We start from the raw sequence: 18,677 nt of genomic DNA, 5'->3' as shown, positions 1-18,677 counted from the left end.
GGTTCCTCGAAGACGTCGGCTTGCCCTAGCGGCGCGAGCGGCAAAGCGCTAGAGCCCCATTCATGAACGCGCCCTTTCCATCTCCGAACCCGTCCCGCCCTGCCAAGCCGCTGCGCCTGCTGATTGCCGCCCCGCGCGGCTTCTGCGCCGGTGTGGACCGCGCGATCGAGATCGTGGAGCGCGCGATCGAGATCTACGGTGCGCCGGTCTACGTGCGGCACGAAATCGTGCACAACAAGTTCGTGGTGGACACCCTCAAGGCCAAGGGCGCGGTCTTCGTCGAAAGCGTCGACCAGGTGCCGGACGGAGTGCCGGTGATCTTCTCGGCGCACGGCGTGCCGAAGTCGGTGCCGGCCAAGGCAACGGCGCGCGGACTGGACTGGCTGGACGCCACCTGCCCGCTGGTCAGCAAGGTTCACCGCCAGGCCGAGCGCCAGATCGCGGACGGCCGTCATATCCTCTTCATCGGTCACGCCGGGCACCCGGAAGTGATCGGCACCTTCGGACAGGTCCCCGAAGGCAACATGAGCCTGATCGAAACCGTGGAAGATGTCGCCACCGTCCAGGTTCCCGCCGGGAGCGAACTGGCTTACCTTTCGCAGACCACGCTCTCCGTGGACGACACCGCCGCGATCATCGCTGCGATCGAAGCGCGCTTTCCGCAAGTCGTGGCGCCGAAGCAGGAGGACATCTGCTACGCCACCTCCAACCGCCAGACCGCCGTCAAGCGCATCGCCCCGGACTGCGAACTGGTGCTGGTGATCGGCTCGCCGAAAAGCTCCAACTCGCTGCGTCTGGTCGAAGTGGCCGAACGCGCCGGGTCGCGCGGCCAGATGATCCAGCGCGCCGCCGATATCGACCCCGAGTGGTTGACGACTATCGATACCTTGGGGCTCACGGCAGGTGCCTCGGCGCCGGAGGAACTGGTGAACGAGGTCATCGCGCGGATCAAGGAACTGCGCGAAGTCGAATCGGAGGAACGGGTGACGGCGGAGGAAACCATCACGTTCAAGCTGCCGCGCCAGCTCGCCCGCTGAAGGGGTTCCTAGAAGTCATGGCAGTCTATACCCGGCTCGGCGCGGAGGAGATGTCCGCGATCATCGAGACTTTCGATGTCGGCGTCCTGATCTCGGCCAAGGGCATCGCCGAGGGCGTCTCGAACAGCAACTGGCTGATCGAAACTCAGCAGGGCGAGCAAGCCCGTCGTTTCATCCTGACGGTCTACGAGAGCCGCACGGATATCTCCGACCTGCCCTTCTTCCTTGACCTGCTCGACCACCTGGCCGCGCGTGATTGCCCGGTACCGCGCACCATGCACGACCGGGGCGGCGCCAGTCACCGCTTCATCGGCGAGGGGGAGAACCGCAAGGCGCTGGCGCTGATCGAATTCCTGCCGGGCGTTTCCGTATCCGAACCGACCCCTGCCCAAGCGAGGGCAGTCGGTGCGGCCTTGGCGCAAATCCATCTCGCCTCCGCCGACTTCGAAAAATCGCGGATCAATTCGCTCGACCTGCCCGCCTGGCAGCAGTTGCTGGGCGACTGCACCCGCGAAGGGCTGGAATCGATCGACCCCGATCTTGGCGCGCTCGTGGAGCGCGAACTGGCAGGCCTGGCCGGACAGTGGCCTTCCGACCTCCCCAGCGGTGTGATCCATGCCGATCTCTTCACCGACAACGTGCTGATGCTGGGCAGCAAGGTCACCGGCCTGATCGACTTCTACTTCGCCTGCACCGACCTGCTGGCCTATGACGTCGTCGTCACCCACGCGGCCTGGTGCTTCAGCAACGACGGTACGCAGTTCCGCCCCGAACTGTCGCGCGCGCTGATCCAGGGTTACGAAGCCGTGCGCCCGCTTTCCGATGCCGAACGCGCCGCCCTGCCGATCCTCGCACGCGGCGCGGCGATCCGCTTTCTTGCGACCCGTGCCTACGACTGGTTGAACACGCCGGAAGACGCACTCGTCACACCGAAGGACCCGATGGCCTTCGCCCGCCGTCTCGAATTCTATGCCGATCCGGCCAATTCCGGCATATTCGCAGCATGAAGCAGGTAGAGATCTTCACCGACGGCGCCTGCAAGGGCAATCCCGGTCCCGGTGGCTGGGGCGTGCTGCTGCGCATGGGCGTCCATGAAAAGGAGATGTCCGGCGGCGAACCGGACACCACCAACAACCGCATGGAGATGACCGCCGTCATCAAGGGCCTCAACGCCCTGACCGAGCCTTGCGAGATCACGCTCAAGACCGACAGCAAATACGTGATCGACGGCATCACCAAATGGGTCCACGGCTGGAAGAAGAAGGGCTGGGTAAACGCCAGCAAGCAACCCGTGCGCAATGCCGATCTCTGGCATGACCTGATCGAGGCGGTCGCTCGCCACAAGGTCCACTGGGAATGGGTGCGTGGCCACTCCGGCCATGTCGAGAACGAACGCGTGGACAAGCTCGCCAGCGACGCGGCGGTCGCCGCCGGGAAGTAGCGGGAGCGCGCCGCTGCCCGCTTCCGAACCTGGCCTTCCCGCCGTTCGAAACCGTCTGCGCGAGGAACTTCGCGCGCTGGTGAAGCCCGGCCCGCGCATGGCCGACGAATGGGCCTGCGTCGCCTCGGTTCTGCTGGCGATCTCCTTCGCGCACCTGATCGGTGCCCGGTTCGTGGCCTGGGCGGCCTTCACCGCCTTCGTCCTGCTCAAGAGCGAGGCCGCCGAGACATTGCTGCGCGGCGTCCTGCGCATCGCCGGAACCGCCATAGGCTCACTGCTGGCGCTGGCGATCGTGCCCTATGCCGCCCACTCGCTGCCGCTCGCCATGGCCAGCGCCGCGCTGGTCGGCGCGATCGGTCTCTACGGCATGATCACCGCGCGGCGTGCCTATGCCTGGCTGCTGTTCGGCCTGACGTTCGAGATGATCCTGCTCGACAAGCTCGAGCACCCCGACCTCGACACCATTCATTTCGCTCAGACCCGCCTCCTCGAAGTCCTCGCCGGCACCGTAGCCTGCGTGATCGTCAGCCTCACCGCCGCCACGCTCGCGGGAAGGAAATGGCTCGCCGGCCGCAAGCCCGCACCCGAGCGAATGAAATGGCACCCTCACGCCGCACGCCACGCCGCGCAGGCGGGGATCGCCATCGCCGTGCTTCCGGCGCTGCACGCGCTGCTCCAGCTTCCACAGATGGCTCAGGCCGCCGTCACCGTGATGGCCGTGATGATCGTGCCGGTCAGCGGGATCGGCGCCAGCGGCTTCGTCCCCGTCACCCGCCGCCTGTTCCAGCGCACGCTCGGCTGCCTTGCCGGCGGTGGGCTCGCGCTTGCCATTCTCCTGCTGGCCCAAGGCAGCGCGCCGGTGCTGATCGCCGGAACCTGCCTGGGCATCGTCATCGGGCGGCATATCGAGAACGGACTTCCGAACGTCACCTATCTCGGGCTCCAGTTCACGCTGGCCGTGCTGGTCGTGCTGGTGCCCGATTCCTATGCCGATGCCGAGATCATGCCTGCGGTGCACCGGCTGATCAGCATCTTCGTCGGCATGGCGGTGCTGGAGCCGGTACTGCTGGTCTGGCACTTCTTCGCGCCGGGGCGGAAGCGTGCCGGGATGGGTCCGCAGGTTGAGAATAACGAGTGAAGAAAAGGACAAGCAGCGCAGCATAGCCCCCCCTGCACCCCCAGAATGGCCAGGTGACGCTGACCGACAACCTCGCACGCCCATGGCTGCGTAGGGAAACTTGATGGCTGCGCCGCAAGGAGCGCCAAACGGCCAGGTCATGCGGGGCGTCGACAGTCCGAGGGTCTGGGGGATCATCCCCCAGGACTGCTACCTCTGAAATCTTCCAGCTCCAAACGGCCGAGGATCGACTTCTCCGCCCTCCTGCCCGAGCAACAACCCCGCCCCCAGCACAGCCGCGGCAGGCGCCGTCTGGATGCCGAAGCCACCCTGGCCGGCAAACCAGAAAAACGCGCCGTCCTGCGGATCGAAGCCGTAGACCGGCAACCGATCCGGCGCGAAAGAGCGCAGGCCCGCCCAGCGGTGTTCGACGCGGAGAACCGGACGGTCCACCACCTGCTCGAACCTGTCGATCGCCAGCGCCACGTCGATCTCCTCCGGCGCGGCATCGCAGGGGGAACTCGGCGTTTCATCGTGCGGGCTCAGCCAGAGGCGGCCGCTTTCCGGCTTGAAGTAGAACCGCCCGCCGACGTCGAGGACCAGAGGCAGCGCATCGGGCGCAACGGGCTCGACCGCGACTTGTGCGATGGTGCGGCGATAGGGTGCGATGCCCAGCGGGTGGACGCCGGCCTTGCCTGCCACTGCATCGGCCCAGGCTCCCGCCGCGTCCACCAGCACGTCGCAGCCGACGCGGCGACCATCGGCGAGCGCGAGCGCCCAACCGCCGGGTATGCGCTCGGCGGCGGCGAGGCCTGCCCGCAACCACAGGTCCACGCCGGCCTTCCGGGCTGCGGCAAGGTAGTGCTGGTGGAGTGCGGCCACATCGATGTCGCAGGTGCTCGGCTCCAGCACGCCGCAGGTCCATTCGGCCTTGAGGTCGGGAACGCGGGCGGCGATCTCCGCGCGGTTCAGTGTCGACACCTCGATGCCGACGCCGCCGTAAGTCTCGGCGAAAGCGGCGATCTGGCGCTCCTGGCCCATGCGGCCGATGGTCAGCGCGCCGCGCGGGGTCAGCACGCCGAGACGGTGAAGCTCCGGCCCGGACGCGGTAGTGAGCGGCTTGACCAGCGGGCCGCCATAGCTCTCCGTCCAGAACGCTGCGGAGCGACCGGTTGCATGATAGCCGGGGCGATCCTCGGCCTCGATCACCAATACGCGCGCCCGGTCTCCGAGCCGGGCGGCCAGCGAGGCGCCTGCCATGCCGGCGCCCACTACGACGATATCGAACCTCGCATCCATAGGGGATCAGCCCCTAACGAGGGCGGTCCGGTTCAGGAAGTCCCGAATGACCGCGAGTGCCCGATCACGGATCGGATCGCTCTCGCGCAGGATCTCGTGGCGCGCTTCGTGGCCGTAAGCCAGGAGTTCGGCATGGGGCAGCCTGCGGGCGGCGCGCCGGATCGCGGGCCAGGAGACGAGGCCGTCGTGACGCGTCGCCAGCAGGAGCACCGGCACCTGCACCGCTTCGAGCATGGCCTTGCGGTCCAGCAGACAGATCGAGGCGAGCGCGCGTTCGATCCAGCCCCAGCTTGCCGGTCCCATGGCGATCCCTGGGCGGCGGCTGCGCCACCAGTCCTCGTCGGCATAGCGGCCCTTGTCGTGCGTGAGCAGGCGCGAGCGGGCCTGCGGCAGGAGTTCGGGCTTTTCGCTGTGCTTCCAGGCCGGGCGGCGTGAATCGCCGAACCGGACGATCCCCCGCGCCACGGCGTGGAGCACGCCGGGCGCTATCCAGGCAGGATGGATGCCGAGCATCGGCGCGGACAGCACGAGCGAGTCCGGTTTCACCTTCCCTTCGGCAACGGCGCGCAGGGCGAGATGTCCGCCCATCGAATGACCGATGAGCACATGCGGCCCCGGACGATCCGCGACCCAGTCGCTCCAGAACGCGGCGAGATCCTCGATCCAGAGGTTGAAGTCGGGGACGTGCCCGGTGGTCGCATCGAGACCGAAACGACCGCTGAGCGCCTGTCCTCGCCAGTCGATCGAGCTGACGGCCCAGCCTTCGAGATGCCATTGCTCCAGGGTTTCCAGCCACTTTTCATAACTGTCACCGCGCCCAGGCAGGAACAGGATCGAGCCTCTTGCCTCGGCCTGGGTGACCTGGGGCCAGTCGATCCGGCGCAGGGGTTCAGGCCCGCTTGGGCCAGTCCAGAAACTCTCGACGACACCTTCGGGGATCGCTCGCCGCGCCTTGGCAGCCTGCTGTGCGATCTCTCTGAAGGAAGGCGAAAAGTCGCCAGGCTCGGGCTTGTTCTGGGTCGCTGGGATGGTCACGTCGCGGACTACGGCCTCAATGGGTGGTTACTGTTTAGTAAGCGAGATTCGCTAGATGGCGGACCCGACCTAGGGGGACTTCACGAATGCCGAGCGGAGCTTTTTCGTATGCCTTGCTGCTGGCATTGGCAATCGCCCTGCTGGTTGCCGCCTTCACCGATCTCAAGCGCCGCGAGATCGACAATACGCTCAATCTGGGGATTGCGCTGGCCGCGCCGCTGTGGTGGTGGTCGCTGGGGTTCGGCTGGAGCGACGTGGCCTGGCAACTCGGGCTGGCCCTGCTGACTTTCGGCATCGCCTGCGTACTCTTCTCACTACGCCAGATGGGCGGGGGCGACGTCAAGCTGCTCGCTGCGCTGGCCCTGTGGTTCGCACCGGGCAGCTTCGGGCAAGTGATCGTGCTCATGGCGATGATCGGTGGCGGCGCCTCGATCGCGATGGCGGCCTTCAACATGGAGCGTGTGCCGGACGAAAAGCTGCGCGATGCGGTGGCCTGGATCGTCGCTCTCGGCTGGGTCTGGGCAGCGGCCTCGATAGTCCATGCGCTGGCGACGCACCGGCCGGTGATCTCCCCCCGCAGGCTCGTGACCATCCACGACGCCCTGCCGCAGGCATGGATGCTGGCGCTCCCGGCACTCGCGATCGCGGCGCTGTTCCTGTTCGGTTTTCGCCACATCATGCGCCGGCAGAAATCGCGCCTGCCCATCCCTTACGGCGTCGCCATTTCAGCCGCGGCGCTCTGGGTCATGGGTGAACAGGTGTTTTTGAACACCCTTGTTCGATGAACTCGATTTTAACCATTTTACGCGATTCTACACAGGCTTGCTCCTACCCGTGCGCAGCTGCCGGGGCTGGGGCGAGTGATCACGGGCACAGGGGTTTCCGGCTCGGACGCTGCGGCCTCCGAGACGTTCAAAGGGTGGCATAGAGATGGATAGGAAGAAGCTGGTGCTGCTGTTCGCCGCGCTGCTGATCGCAGTGGTGACGGCGATGGGCGCCCGCTCCATGTTCGCCGGCTCCGCCGCGCCGCAGGCGCAGGCGGTGGCGACCGCGCAGCCGACCGGTCCCAAGGTCCTGGTCGCCCAGCGTGCGCTGACCGTCGGAACGATCATCACCGCCGATGCCGTCTCCTATCAGGACTGGCCGACGGAACTGGTGAAGGATGCCTATTTCATCGACGGCCAGGCCGACATGCAGAAGCTGCTCGGCACCGTCGTCCGCTTCCCGATCACCGCCGGCCAGCCGGTGACGCAGGGCGCGCTCGTCGCACCGGGCGATCGCGGCTTCCTGGCCGCCGCGCTCGGACCGGGCATGCGCGCCGTGACCATTCCCGTCTCGGCCAAGACCGGAGTCGGCGGCTTCGTCTTCCCGGGCGACCATGTCGATCTGGTGCTGACCCAGCAAGTCGCCGGCAGCGACGGCGGCCAGGCTCTGCGCGCTTCGGAAACGATCCTGCGCAACTTGCGCGTGCTCGCCACCGACCAGGCGACCGACAACGAAGTGGTGGACGGCAAGACCGTGGTCCACGCCTTCAGCACCGTCACTCTCGAAGTAACCCCGCGCATTGCCGAGAAGGTGGCCGTGGCGCAGGAGATCGGCACCCTCAGCCTCTCCCTGCGCGCCATTGCCGACAGCCAGGGTGAGTTCGAGCGCATCCTTGCCAGCGGCGACGTCCAAGTGCCCGAAGGCGCGACACGCGAGCAGGAGGAGCAGCTCATGCGCAACGCCATGAACCGGCCGATCGAGGGCGCCTCCACGTACATGACCGGCGGCGACGTCTCGCGTTTTCAACGCTCGAGCCGTCCCGCGATCGCTTCCGAGGCCGCCGTTCGGACGGTCGCAGCATCCGGTACGCCCTCAGCGGTTGCCGCTGCTCCCGTCAGGACCGGCCCCGTCGTGCGGGTGACCCGCGGCAAGGAAACCACCGAAGAATCCGTCGGCAACCGCTGATGCTCCGCTTGCAAGACCGCTTCACCTCGCCGCGCATCCATCCGACGAAGGGTAACCCGATGCCACCGCGCCTTATCAAATCCCTGCTGGTCGCGGCCTGCGCGCTGGCGCCGCTGACGAGCCCTGCTCCCGCCCTTGCCCAGTCCGTGGTCCACCCCGCGCAGGACGTTTCGCTTTCGATCGGCAACGGCCAACTGGTCAGCCTGCCCGGCGCCATGGCGGACGTTTTCGTTGCCAACGATGCCGTGGCCGACGTTCAGGTAAAGAGCGCCCGGCAGCTCTACCTGTTCGGCAAGGCAGGCGGCACGACCACCGTCTATGCCAGCAACGCCGCCGGTGCGGTGATCTGGTCAGCAACCGTCCGCGTTGGCTCCAATCTGGACAGCGTGGATGCGATGCTGCGCCTGGCGATGCCGGAAGCGCGGATCGGCGTCTCGACGATGGGTTCCAGCACGTTCCTGCTGACCGGCACCGTCAAGACCCCCGAGGATGCCGCCGAAGCGGAACGGCTGGTCCAGGCCTACGTCGGCAAGGACGCCAACGTCATCAGCCGCTTGCGCATGGCCACCCCGCTGCAGGTCAACCTCCAGGTCCGCATCGCGGAAGTGAGCCGGACGCTGGTCAAGTCACTCGCGGTCAACATGTCCACCATCGACGGCACCGGCGGGTTCAAGTTCGGACTGGGTCAGGGCGCGATTCAGAACCATGCGCCAGGCCTGCCGATGGGCGTGGGCGGCGAAGTTACCGTGACTCTGCCGGACGGCACCAAGGTTCCAGGCTCCAGCGTCGCGACGGGGTCCAGCGGCAGTACGCTGGCCGCAGCCGGCAAGCTGCTGGGCGTGAACATCCTCGGCTCGCTCGATGCCGGCGAGACGATCGGCCTTGTCACCACGCTCGCCCAGCCGAACCTGACCGCGCTTTCGGGCGAAACCGCCGAATTCCTGGCGGGCGGCGAATATCCGATCCCGATCAGCCAGGCGCTCGGCACGACCTCGATCGAGTTCAAGAAGTACGGCATCAGCCTCAGCTATTCGCCCACCGTCCTGGCCAACGGCCGCATTTCCATGCGCGTGCGGCCGGAGGTTTCCGAACTCTCCAGCCAGGGCGCGGTGAATTTCAACGGCTACGAAGTGCCTGCCCTCACCGTGCGCCGCACCGAGACGACCGTGGAACTCGGCTCCGGCCAGAGCTTCATGATCGCCGGGCTGCTGAGCAACAATTCGACCAACACCATCCAGAAGCTGCCTGGAGCGGGAGATCTGCCGGTCCTCGGCTCGCTGTTCCGCTCCACGAGCTACCGGCGCGGCGAAACCGAGTTGGTCATCGTCGTCACGCCCTACCTCGTCAATCCCGTGGACGCTTCCCAGATCGTGCTGCCGACCGACGGCTTCAACGCACCGAACGACCTTCAGCGCCTGCTGGGCAACATGGAAAGCGCCGGGGTCAGCGGCAAGAAACGCTCCGACGCCGCGATCGAAGGCGCGGCCCCCGGAATGCCCCGTGCACCTGCCGCTGCCGCAAGGCCCGCAAAGCGTTCCGGCGCGGATCCTGCGCCGCGTCCCGGCTTCAGCCTGAAGTGAGAAAGATGAACCCGATGCCCCTCCCGATCGCGCCCCGCACCGGCCGCCTTGCAGCCGGCACACTCGTCCTGTCGCTCGGGCTGCTGCTTGCCGGTTGCGGCGGCATGCCGTCCAACCGTTCGATGAACAGCGTGCACCAGCCGGTGGTCGAACGCGTGAACTACACCCTGGACGTCAGGACGGACGGTTCCGGCCTGGGCGCCGGCGAGCAGACCCGGCTCGCGGGATGGTTCGAGGCCATGGGCCTCAAGTACGGCGACCGCATCTTCGTGGACGATCCCAACGGCAATCCCGGAACGCGCAGTGCCGTGGAGGCGGTCGCCGATCGCTACGGCATCGCACTGGCCGAAGGCGCGCCGGTCACCGAAGGTGCTGTCGGTGCCGGAACCGCGCGGATCGTCGTCGCCCGCTTCAAGGCCTCGGTCCCCGGCTGCCCCGACTGGTCCGCCCGCAGCGACTTCAACCCGAACAATGGACTCACCAGCAATTACGGCTGCGCCACCAATGCCAACCTCGCGGCCATGGTCGCCAATCCCGAAGACCTCGTCCACGGCGCGCAAGCCACCGGCGAGACCACGGTCATGACCGCGTCCAAGGCGATCGGCGCCTACCGCAATGCCGCGCCCACCGGCGGCAACACCGTCTCCGCCACGTCCAGCAAGGCAGACTGAGGCATGAACGCAGCCTGGAAATCCGGTACGCCGGTCAGCCGCGACCAGTTCGCCGCCTATATGTGCGACGAAGCCTCGCAGGACGTGCTGCGCCCGATCGCGCTGGAAATGGGCTGGCAGCCCGAAAAGTGCAACAAGGGCGGCCTGCGCAATGCAGTGCAGTCGCTGTCGATCACGGCCAGTCCCAACATCCTCATGGTCGACCTGTCGGAAAGCGGCGACCCGCTGAACGACATCAATGCCCTTGCCGAAGTCTGCGAGCCCGGCACGATCGTGATCGCGGTGGGCCAGGTCAACGATGTGCGGCTCTACCGCGACCTGCTCGCCAGCGGCATTCACGACTACCTGCTCAAGCCGCTCTCGCCCGCGACCGTGCGAGACACACTGTCCCATGCGCAGGCGGTGTTCTCGGCCCCGCGCGGTCAGGAGACCGCCGTCGCCAGTTCCCATCTTTCGACGGCGGTGATCGGCACGCGCGGCGGCGTGGGCGCCTCGACTCTCGCGACCTCGCTGGCATGGCTGTTCAGCGCCGAAGACAAGCTGCCGACCGCCCTGCTCGACCTCGACATCCATTTCGGCACGGGCGCGCTCTGCCTCGATCTGGAACCCGGGCGCGGCCTGACCGACGCGATCGAGAATCCCAGCCGCATCGACGGCCTCTTTATCGAGCGCGCCATGATCCGCGCGAACGACAACCTGGCGATCCTGTCGGCCGAAGCGCCGATCGGTACGCCGCTGATGACCGACGGTTCTGCCTTCCTGCAACTGGAGGAGGAGTTCCGCCAGGCCTTCGAGACGACCGTGATCGACATGCCGCGCAACATGCTGGTGAACTTCCCGCAGTTGCTCGCCAATGTGAACGTGGTGGTGCTCGTCGTCGAACTGACGCTGGCCTCGGCGCGAGACGCCATTCGGATGCTGTCCTGGCTCAAGGCGCATTCCCCGCATGCCCGCGTCATCGTTGCCGCCAACAAGGTGCAGCCGAGCCTGGCGGAGATCACCAAGGCCGATTTCGAAGCCTCCATCGAATCGCCGGTCCACCTTTCGATCCCCTACGATCTCAAGGCGGCATCGATGGCCGCCAAGCTGGGCCAGGCTTTCGCCGACACCAACCGCACGAACCGTGCGGGCGCGGCGATCCGCGACCTTTCGCGCATGATCCTCGAAGAGATCCGCGGTCCCGGCGCTTCCCCGGCCGAGCCCGCGATCAAGCCGTCCCTGCTCGGCAAGCTCGACCTCAAGGCCTTCATGAGCAAGGCCGCCCCGAAGAAGGACATGGCCTCCCGCTGAGGAGGCCGGCAGCGGGCGGGACGCAGCGATGGACATGATACAGATCGTGCTGGTGGCGACAGGCCTGGGAAGCGTGCTGGCGCTCCTGTGGATCGCCTTCGCGGGCCCCTCGCCCGCCAAGGAATCCGCACGCCGGTTGAAGTCCGTGCGCTACCGCCATTCCCAAAGCACGACCGACCGCGTCGAAGCGCAGATGCGCAAGGCTGTGGCCGCGCGCCGCCCGAAAATGCACAAGGCTGCCGGTTCTGGTTCGCGGATCGACGCGCTGGCGCTGCGCCTGCATCGCTCGGGGGTAAGCTGGTCGCTCAACCAGTACCTCTACGTCTCGATCGGCCTGGGGCTGTTCGTCACGCTCATCGTCCTGCTGAAGACGCAGGCGCTCATCCTGGCGCTTGCCTTCGGCCTCTTCATGGGGGCCGGCGTTCCGCACTTCGTGCTGACCAAGCTGATTTCCCGCCGCACCAACGCCTTCAACGGCAAGTTTCCCGACGCCATCGAACTCTTGGTGCGCGGGCTGCGTTCCGGCCTGCCGGTGACCGAGACGCTCGGCGTCGTCGCCCGCGAAGTGCCCGGCCCTGTCGGCGAGGAATTCAAGCTCGTCACCGAGCGCATCAAGATCGGCAAGACCATGGAAGACGCGCTCCAGGACACTGCCGACCGCCTCGACATACCGGAATTCAACTTCTTCTGCATCACCCTGGCGATCCAGCGCGAAACCGGTGGCAACCTTGCCGAGACCCTGGCCAACCTGTCGGAGGTGCTGCGCAAGCGCTCGCAGATGAAGCTGAAGATCCGCGCCATGAGTTCGGAATCGAAAGCCTCGGCCTATATCGTCGGCGCCCTGCCGTTCATCGTCTTCGGCATGATCTGGTGGATCAACCCCGGCTATATCGGCAAGTTCTTCACCGACGATCGCCTGACAGTTGCGGGAATGGGCGGCGCGATCTGGATGGGGATCGGCGCTTTCATCATGGCCAAGATGGTCAGTTTCGAGATCTGAGCGAAGGGAAGACGGACGATGCCCCCTCAACCCGCCGGCCCGACTCTGCTCGGGTTCGACATGATCCTCGTCGGCACCGTGCTGGCGGCGGTTGCCGCCGCGGCCGTGCTGCTGGCGATCTATGCGGCCGTGACGGTACGCGATCCCATGGCCAAGCGAGTCAAGGCGCTCAACCAGCGCCGCGAGGCCCTGAAAGCCGGGATCGCGAGTGCGCCGCGCAAGCGCCAGAGCGTGGTGCGCCGCAACGAGACCACCGACCGCATGGGGGCTTTCCTGGGCAAGCTCAAGATGCTGCAGGACAGCCAGCTGCGCGATATCGAGCGGAAGCTGGCCCAGGCCGGTATCCGCAACAAGGAATGGGCGGTCGCGGTGGTCTTCGCCAGACTTGTGGCCCCGATCGTGATGGGCGGCACCGCAGCCCTCGTGATCTACGGCATCGACTACTTTCCGCAGTGGAGCAGCTTCAAGAAGTTCATGGGCTTCGCGGCGATGCTGATCGCCGGCTACAAGGGGCCGGACATCTTCATCAAGAACATGGTCACCAAGCGCACCGACGCGATCCGCAAAGGCCTGCCCGATGCGCTGGACCTCCTGGTTATCTGCGCGGAAGCAGGCCTTACCGTGGATGCCGCGTTCGACCGTGTCGCGCGTGAACTTGGCCGTGCCTATCCTGAACTGGGCGAGGAATTCTCGCTAACCTCGATCGAACTCTCGTTCCTGACCGAGCGGCGCCAGGCGTTCGAAAACCTGGCCTACCGCGTCGATCTGGATGCCATGCGCGGCGTCGTCACCACCATGATCCAGACCGAGCGCTACGGGACGCCGCTGGCATCGGCCCTGCGCGTACTTTCGGCCGAGTTCCGCAACGAACGCATGATGCGCGCCGAGGAAAAGGCCGCGCGCCTGCCGGCGATCATGACGGTGCCGCTGATCCTGTTCATCCTGCCGACGCTGTTCATCGTGATTCTGGGTCCGGCCGCCTGTTCCATCGCCGACGCCTTCTCCGGTGGCGAACCGCACGCGCCGCCGAAGTGATCCCCCTCGAAGCAGCCCGGCTCTAACGCACCCGGGGAACGTAGACGACGACCCCGTCCGGGCCGCGATAGACCTTTCGCCACTGCCTGGACCGCGCCAGCTCTCCGGCAAGCGGTGCATTGTGATCTTCCTGGATCAGGAAAGCGGACGGGTGCCACTTGGCGATCACATCGACAAGCGGGACATAGCCGTTCTCGATCCCTCCGTTATAGCGCCATTCCTCGCGCGGATACCGATAGTAGCGCCCGTCATAGGCGACGCGCCATTGCGGCCAACCCGCATCGATGACGGGGCCTCCATAAGGAAAATCGGCATAGATCGTACCGCGCACGTCCTCGCGCTGGAGATGCGCGATCGCCCCCAGCGGGAGGCTCGGCGAGAAACGGGTAGGCGCAGCGATCGGCATGATCGCCGCCACCAGCACTACGGCCGCCACGGCCAGCCAGCGCGGTCCGCCGCGATCCAGTTCGCTTTCAGGGCTCGTCATGACCCTTGCAAGGACGGGCACCATGGCCACGGCCCAGAACAGCACGAAACGGTAGGCCGTAGCCGTCAGCACGAACAGCGCGAGTGCCAGCAGCAGTTCGCGCGCCGCCACGCGCTCTCGCGCACGCAGCAGGAGGTAAAGCGAGGTTGCAGCGGTGATCAGCACCGGAGCGGCATTGGCCCAGTTGCCTTCGATCCAGAGCGGCCGCCATTCACTGGCGCCGATGGCAAGGCTCATTTCGGCATTGGCGGCGGAGATGGCAAGGATCGAAAACCCGTCCGGCGTCGCGAAGATCGCGACGATCGCGGCCAGGGTCAGGATTGCGGAGACCAGGGGCAGAGGCTGGCTGCGATCCCGCCACCAAACAAAGGCACCCAAGGCCGTCTGGATGCCCAGAGCCAGCGCGCCAATGCCGACCGAGGGATGAAGGTTCTGCCAGAGCACGAGCAAGGGTACGCCCAGCAGGAGGCTGACGCCCGGGCGCTGGTCCAGGCGCTGCAAGGCGAGCAAGAGCCCGAAACACAAGGAGGCGTAGCTCTGCGGCCGAACACTCGCAGTGGGAAGCGCTGCAATGAAGGCGAGGACCAACGCGGCAGCCACCGCCACTCGCGAAGCCCCGCGCATCCGGCAAGCGACAGCGACGGCCCAGAACCCGCCCAGCCAGCACAGTGCGTCATAGACGCGAAGCGCGTCCCAGCCGCCGACCGAGCGGACGAAGGCCATGCTCGCCTGAGCCAGCCAGCCCACCGCCGGCAAGGGTTCTCCCAGATGAAGGGCGGCGAAAGGCTCGCCAGAGATCGGTCCGCCGTGGGCAAGGATGATCTCGCCCAGCTTGAGCTGCCAGAAGATATCGACATCCCACACCCGGCGCAGCAACAGCACCACCAGCATCGCCGCCGGCACGAGCGCAGCGATCAAGCCGAGCGCCGCCTTGTGGCTAAACGAGTCCTGCCTGTCGATGAATTCGGTCCCTACGCTCAACTCATGTCCCCCGGGGTGCCTGGCACGGCCTTTCCTTCGCCGGAGCGAAGGGGGCCGTGCAAGTCCCGTCCACAGCGCAAGCGGGGATAAGCGGATGAGAGTTCCTGCGCCGGCAGCAGGCCGCCGCAAGCGGCGACGGCCTGCCGATCAGTAGCCCATCAGGCTCAGCACTTCCTTGCGGCTGCGTTCGTCGTCGAGGAAAGTGCCCATCATGCGGCTGGTGATCATGCCGACGCCCGGCGTCCTTACGCCGCGCGCGGTCATGCAGGCATGGCTGGCCTCGATCACCACAGCCACGCCTTGGGGCTGGAGATGATCCCAGATGCACTGCGCCACTTCGGCGGTCAGTCGTTCCTGGATCTGCAGGCGCCGCGCGAAGCCGTGGAGGACGCGGGCCAGCTTCGAGATGCCGACGACGTGATTCTTCGGCAGATAGGCGATCGCCGCCTTGCCGATGATCGGAGCCATGTGATGCTCGCAGTGCGACTGGAACGGGATGTCCTTCAGCAGCACGACTTCGTCGTATCCGCCCACTTCCTCGAACACGCGGCTGAGATGGAACGCCGGATCCTCGCCATAGCCCTGGCAATATTCCTTCCACGCCCGCGCCACGCGCTTGGGCGTATCGAGCAGTCCCTCCCGCGAAGGGTCGTCACCGGCCCACTCGATCAGCGTGCGGATGGCCTGCTGCACATGCTCCGGGACGGCGGGCTTGCCCTGCGGGTTGTCCTCGTCGGGACCGTCGAGGCTGCTCATCCCTTCTTACTCCTTTGCAATCGGTTCCTAAGACGCAGCCGCATGAGCCGCCCCTTGCGGCGGAAGAGACCGCGCCGCTCGATCGGCTCGAACATCTCCCCAGGCCGTTCCGGGTCGAGCAGAGCACTTTCACCGAGCGCTCTTTCAGCTTCGGTGAGATGTTTCAAGGGCAAGGGTTCCAGATGTTTGCCCGAAGGCACAAGGCTTTCTACCGCCGCCAACATCGAGCCATGGCGATCCAGCGCCTCGGCGATGGCTTCCTGCGACACGCCGCAGTGCTCGGCCAGCAGCCGGTGGCGCAGCCCGGCGATGGTGGGAGAGACATGCGCATTGGCGGGCCGCGCCGTGTCGATGAAGACGTCGCATTCCGAATCGAGCCCCATCGAACGGTTGTTCATATTGGCGGAACCCACGCGCAGAATTTCGTCGTCGACGATCATCAGCTTGGCATGGACGTAGATCGGCGTCCCGTCCGCCGCCACCGGATAATAGATGCGAAAGCGCTTGGCATGATCGGCATCCTTCAGCGTGCGGAGAAGTTCCACCCGCGCGGAATCCATCGCCAACTGCTCCAGCCAGCCATCGGCCGTCAGCGGATTGACGATCAGAAACTCCGGCGGATCGTCTTCGAGAAGCCGTTCGCAGATCGCCTCGGCTATCGCCCGGGAAGCGAAGTATTGCGTCTCGGCATAGACGAACCGTCGGGAACGGCGGATCTGCTCGGCGAAAAGGGCCTCGATCTCACTGACTTGCGGACAGTCGCCGTACTCCGCTCGGGTGCGGGCGATGCCGATCTCGACGTTTTCGAACTCGGCGCGAAGTTTGTCCGGCCAAGGGCTGAATTCCTGCGGCACACAAGGTGCGATCTCCGCGCCGCCCGCTACTTTCCACCGTTCGCGCCCGAGTTCCCCCAGAGCCGCCGCGACTTCGCCCTCCATCAGCATCGTCACATCATGCCAGGGGCCGTAGAGCCGCCCGCTCGGTCGCCGTCGGCGCGGGTCTTTGGGCAAGTGGTCCGGCGTATCCCAGCGATCGGTGGTCATGTCGATCCCGCCGCAGGCCGCGAAGACGTCGTCCACCACCACGATCTTCTGGTGGTGGCTGCATCCGATCGGATGGGCGCTGTCGAACTTGAAGTCGATCCGCTTCTGCCTTGCCCAGCGAAGCAGGTCGAAGACCATCGTCCCACGAAACAGCGATTTCACCAGCGAGACGTTCCACTTCAGCAACCGGATCTCCAGTTGCGGATTGTTGCGCACCAGCCAGACGATGAATGACCCCAGGCGCGCCGGAAAGCGCTTGCGCCTGCCGCCCTGCCACCAGCGCCGCCCGGAGGAGAGCAGAATCCGCGAATCGAAATCCCAGCCGATCAGGAAGATCCGCTGGCGCGCTTCCTCCATGACCCCGCGCATGAGGTCGAAGTAGTCGGCGGCGTCGATCACCACATAGGCGCGCTTGGCCATGGCATAGCGCCAGACCGATGACGAAACGGCGTTCGCCTCGTCACCCTGCTTCACGGAATTGTCTTTCATCACCTGCCTTGCTGGATCACCCGTCGCCCCGGATCAAGCATGCAGATCCCGCGCGGTTCCGCCCCCATTTGTCCGACAGATGGCACAATCCACCGCCCCTGGAATCGCGGAATGGCGGTTTTCCGCCGTTTCATCGCAAAAAAGTGCCACTTTGGCGGTTGATCCGGCACTGTTCAGCGGCCATTCCGTTGCAAGTGTGCAACATGCACCGTCAAAGTTCGTCTCTCAGAATGTCCGCGGACACGGGACGAACCTTCGGCCTTCGGGCCGGAACAAACCGTCCGGGTCGTGAATTTCCTGGACCGTCATTTCCGCTCCTGCGCGTGCGACTGCGCTCAGGAGCTCCCCGAGCCGGGACCACTCGTCGGTTCCCGCATCGAGAAGGAGTACGCCATGAAGAAATCCCTCATCGCCGCCGCGATCGCCGCTGCCGCTCTGTCCCCCATGGCCGCGATGGCCCAGGGCGCACCGGCCGCCGCTGCTGCCGCAGCCCCGACCGTGGGTGCCAAGGTCTTCGGTCCCGATGGCTCCGAAGTCGGCACCGTCGAGGCGGTTCAGAGCGGCGTCGTCACCGTCAACACCGGCACCGCCCGCGCCGGTCTGCCGACTGCATCCTTCGCCATGCGTGAAAAGGGCCTCACCATCGGCATGAACAAGGCCGACCTCGAAGCCGCCGTGAACGGCGCCAAGGCCGAGAGCAGCGCCGAACTCGCCACCGCATTCGTCGCAGACAAGCCGATCAAGAGCAGCGACGGCGTCGTTCTCGGCACCGTCAGCAAGGTCGAGGGCGAAGAGGTCTTCGTCGCCCTCAACAACGGCTCGGTAGCACAGCTCAAGAAGTCCTACTTCGGCCTGGGTGCCGACAAGTCGCTGACGCTTGGCATGACCGCCACGGCGTTCAACTCGCAGCTTCAGGCCAGTGCCGGTGGCCAGCCGGGCGCCGATGCCCAGGCAACCCCTTCGGCTTCGGCTGCTGCAACCGAAGCCCCCAGCGGTCAGTAAAAGCCCGCAGCACGGCAGAACGATCGAGGGCCGGAGGTGCAGACCTCCGGCCCTTTTCGATTCGCCGGAGCGTTCGTTCGGTCACGGATCGAACATACGAAAAACCCCGCTTGAGCTGCTGCTCCGCGGGGTTCTTCGTGTGTCAGTGCAAGTGGTGCGCCCGGAACGATTCGAACGTCCGACCCTCAGATTCGTAGTCTGATGCTCTATCCAGCTGAGCTACGGGCGCACATTTGCCCTATGGGTGCCACTCTCGTTCAATACCGAAGCCTTGAAGAAGAATGGTGCGCCCGGAACGATTCGAACGTCCGACCCTCAGATTCGTAGTCTGATGCTCTATCCAGCTGAGCTACGGGCGCACATTTGCCCTATGGGTGCCACTCTCGTTCAATACCGAAGCCTTGAAGAAGAATGGTGCGCCCGGAACGATTCGAACGTCCGACCCTCAGATTCGTAGTCTGATG

The 18,677-nt window shown here is 65.9% G+C and carries 17 protein-coding genes and 2 tRNA genes; 12 read left to right on the top strand and 7 right to left on the bottom strand.

Translation table 11 applies throughout. The features are described from left to right. Nucleotides 1-62 precede the first annotated feature (62 nt). From ispH to L284_RS46635, 4 genes are all read left to right on the top strand, one after another. Nucleotides 63-1,037, top strand: coding sequence for a 4-hydroxy-3-methylbut-2-enyl diphosphate reductase (ispH, locus tag L284_RS46650; protein WP_031343326.1), 975 nt, complete (start codon nucleotides 63-65; stop codon nucleotides 1,035-1,037). A gap of 17 nt (nucleotides 1,038-1,054) precedes the next feature. Continuing rightward, nucleotides 1,055-2,044 carry a homoserine kinase gene (gene thrB, locus L284_RS46645; protein WP_021236330.1) on the top strand — a complete coding sequence of 330 codons (990 nt, stop codon included), beginning with the start codon at nucleotides 1,055-1,057 and terminating at the stop codon, nucleotides 2,042-2,044. Beyond that, the gene (rnhA, locus tag L284_RS46640; RefSeq protein ID WP_021236329.1) at nucleotides 2,041-2,478 is read left to right on the top strand and encodes a ribonuclease HI; all 438 of its coding nucleotides are present in this window, start codon (nucleotides 2,041-2,043) and stop codon (nucleotides 2,476-2,478) included. The genes thrB and rnhA overlap by 4 nt, the downstream gene beginning before the upstream one ends. 79 nt (nucleotides 2,479-2,557) lie before the next feature. Beyond that, on the top strand, nucleotides 2,558-3,616 hold the full coding sequence (locus L284_RS46635; protein WP_235054621.1) for an FUSC family protein: 1,059 nt from the start codon (nucleotides 2,558-2,560) through the stop codon (nucleotides 3,614-3,616). Nucleotides 3,617-3,805: 189 nt separating this feature from the next. Here L284_RS46635 and L284_RS46630 read toward each other — a convergent pair whose 3' ends face one another. Together L284_RS46630 and L284_RS46625 are read right to left on the bottom strand one after the other, a co-directional pair. Beyond that, nucleotides 3,806-4,894 carry an NAD(P)/FAD-dependent oxidoreductase gene (locus tag L284_RS46630; RefSeq protein ID WP_021236327.1) on the bottom strand — a complete coding sequence of 363 codons (1,089 nt, stop codon included), beginning with the start codon at nucleotides 4,892-4,894 and terminating at the stop codon, nucleotides 3,806-3,808. 6 nt (nucleotides 4,895-4,900) lie between these two features. Next, nucleotides 4,901-5,929: an alpha/beta fold hydrolase gene (locus tag L284_RS46625; RefSeq protein ID WP_021236326.1), complete on the bottom strand. Its 1,029-nt coding sequence runs from the start codon at nucleotides 5,927-5,929 to the stop codon at nucleotides 4,901-4,903. Nucleotides 5,930-6,015: 86 nt separating this feature from the next. Between L284_RS46625 and L284_RS46620 the strand changes: the two genes are divergently transcribed. The 7 genes from L284_RS46620 to L284_RS46590 all read left to right on the top strand — a co-directional run bounded on the left by L284_RS46620 (nucleotide 6,016) and on the right by L284_RS46590 (nucleotide 13,455). Beyond that, nucleotides 6,016-6,714, top strand: a complete 699-nt coding sequence (locus L284_RS46620; protein ID WP_021236325.1) for an A24 family peptidase — start codon at nucleotides 6,016-6,018, stop codon at nucleotides 6,712-6,714. A gap of 145 nt (nucleotides 6,715-6,859) precedes the next feature. Beyond that, nucleotides 6,860-7,879: a Flp pilus assembly protein CpaB gene (cpaB, locus tag L284_RS46615; protein WP_021236324.1), complete on the top strand. Its 1,020-nt coding sequence runs from the start codon at nucleotides 6,860-6,862 to the stop codon at nucleotides 7,877-7,879. A gap of 59 nt (nucleotides 7,880-7,938) precedes the next feature. Continuing rightward, entirely contained in the window at nucleotides 7,939-9,459 is a 1,521-nt protein-coding gene (locus L284_RS46610; protein ID WP_081674267.1) for a type II and III secretion system protein family protein, read from the top strand. Between the two features lie 14 nt (nucleotides 9,460-9,473). Continuing rightward, complete coding sequence (locus tag L284_RS46605; RefSeq protein WP_052018474.1) at nucleotides 9,474-10,130, top strand: CpaD family pilus assembly protein; 657 nt, start codon at nucleotides 9,474-9,476, stop codon at nucleotides 10,128-10,130. Between the two features lie 3 nt (nucleotides 10,131-10,133). Further along, entirely contained in the window at nucleotides 10,134-11,420 is a 1,287-nt protein-coding gene (locus L284_RS46600) for a Flp pilus assembly protein ATPase CpaE (RefSeq protein WP_021236321.1), read from the top strand. Between the two features lie 28 nt (nucleotides 11,421-11,448). Beyond that, nucleotides 11,449-12,420 carry a type II secretion system F family protein gene (locus L284_RS46595; protein ID WP_021236320.1) on the top strand — a complete coding sequence of 324 codons (972 nt, stop codon included), beginning with the start codon at nucleotides 11,449-11,451 and terminating at the stop codon, nucleotides 12,418-12,420. 18 nt (nucleotides 12,421-12,438) lie between these two features. Continuing rightward, nucleotides 12,439-13,455: a type II secretion system F family protein gene (locus L284_RS46590; protein WP_021236319.1), complete on the top strand. Its 1,017-nt coding sequence runs from the start codon at nucleotides 12,439-12,441 to the stop codon at nucleotides 13,453-13,455. A 22-nt stretch (nucleotides 13,456-13,477) separates the two neighbouring features. On the opposite strand, the gene L284_RS46585 is transcribed toward L284_RS46590, so the two are convergent. The 3 genes from L284_RS46585 to L284_RS46575 all read right to left on the bottom strand — a co-directional run bounded on the left by L284_RS46585 (nucleotide 13,478) and on the right by L284_RS46575 (nucleotide 17,211). Continuing rightward, the gene (locus L284_RS46585) at nucleotides 13,478-14,923 is read right to left on the bottom strand and encodes a hypothetical protein (RefSeq protein WP_021236318.1); all 1,446 of its coding nucleotides are present in this window, start codon (nucleotides 14,921-14,923) and stop codon (nucleotides 13,478-13,480) included. 147 nt (nucleotides 14,924-15,070) lie between these two features. Next, complete coding sequence (gene folE / locus L284_RS46580; protein WP_021236317.1) at nucleotides 15,071-15,679, bottom strand: GTP cyclohydrolase I FolE; 609 nt, start codon at nucleotides 15,677-15,679, stop codon at nucleotides 15,071-15,073. After that, entirely contained in the window at nucleotides 15,676-17,211 is a 1,536-nt protein-coding gene (locus L284_RS46575) for a phospholipase D-like domain-containing protein (protein ID WP_021236316.1), read from the bottom strand. Before L284_RS46575 ends, folE begins: the two co-directional genes overlap by 4 nt. A gap of 393 nt (nucleotides 17,212-17,604) precedes the next feature. On the opposite strand from L284_RS46575, the gene L284_RS46570 reads away from it, so the two are divergent. Next, nucleotides 17,605-18,213 (top strand): hypothetical protein, encoded by a 609-nt coding sequence (locus L284_RS46570; protein WP_021236315.1) that lies wholly within the window; start codon nucleotides 17,605-17,607, stop codon nucleotides 18,211-18,213. 152 nt (nucleotides 18,214-18,365) lie between these two features. On the opposite strand, the gene L284_RS46565 is transcribed toward L284_RS46570, so the two are convergent. Both L284_RS46565 and L284_RS46560 read right to left on the bottom strand, forming a co-directional pair. Next, nucleotides 18,366-18,442 (bottom strand) — tRNA-Arg (locus L284_RS46565). A gap of 53 nt (nucleotides 18,443-18,495) precedes the next feature. Further along, nucleotides 18,496-18,572 (bottom strand) — tRNA-Arg (locus L284_RS46560). Nucleotides 18,573-18,677: the final 105 nt, after the last annotated feature.

It is taken from the genome of Novosphingobium lindaniclasticum LE124 (genome assembly GCF_000445125.1).
In the GTDB taxonomy this organism is placed as follows: Bacteria; Pseudomonadota; Alphaproteobacteria; order Sphingomonadales; family Sphingomonadaceae; genus Novosphingobium; species Novosphingobium lindaniclasticum.
This window is presented reverse-complemented; position numbering and strand designations above follow the sequence as displayed.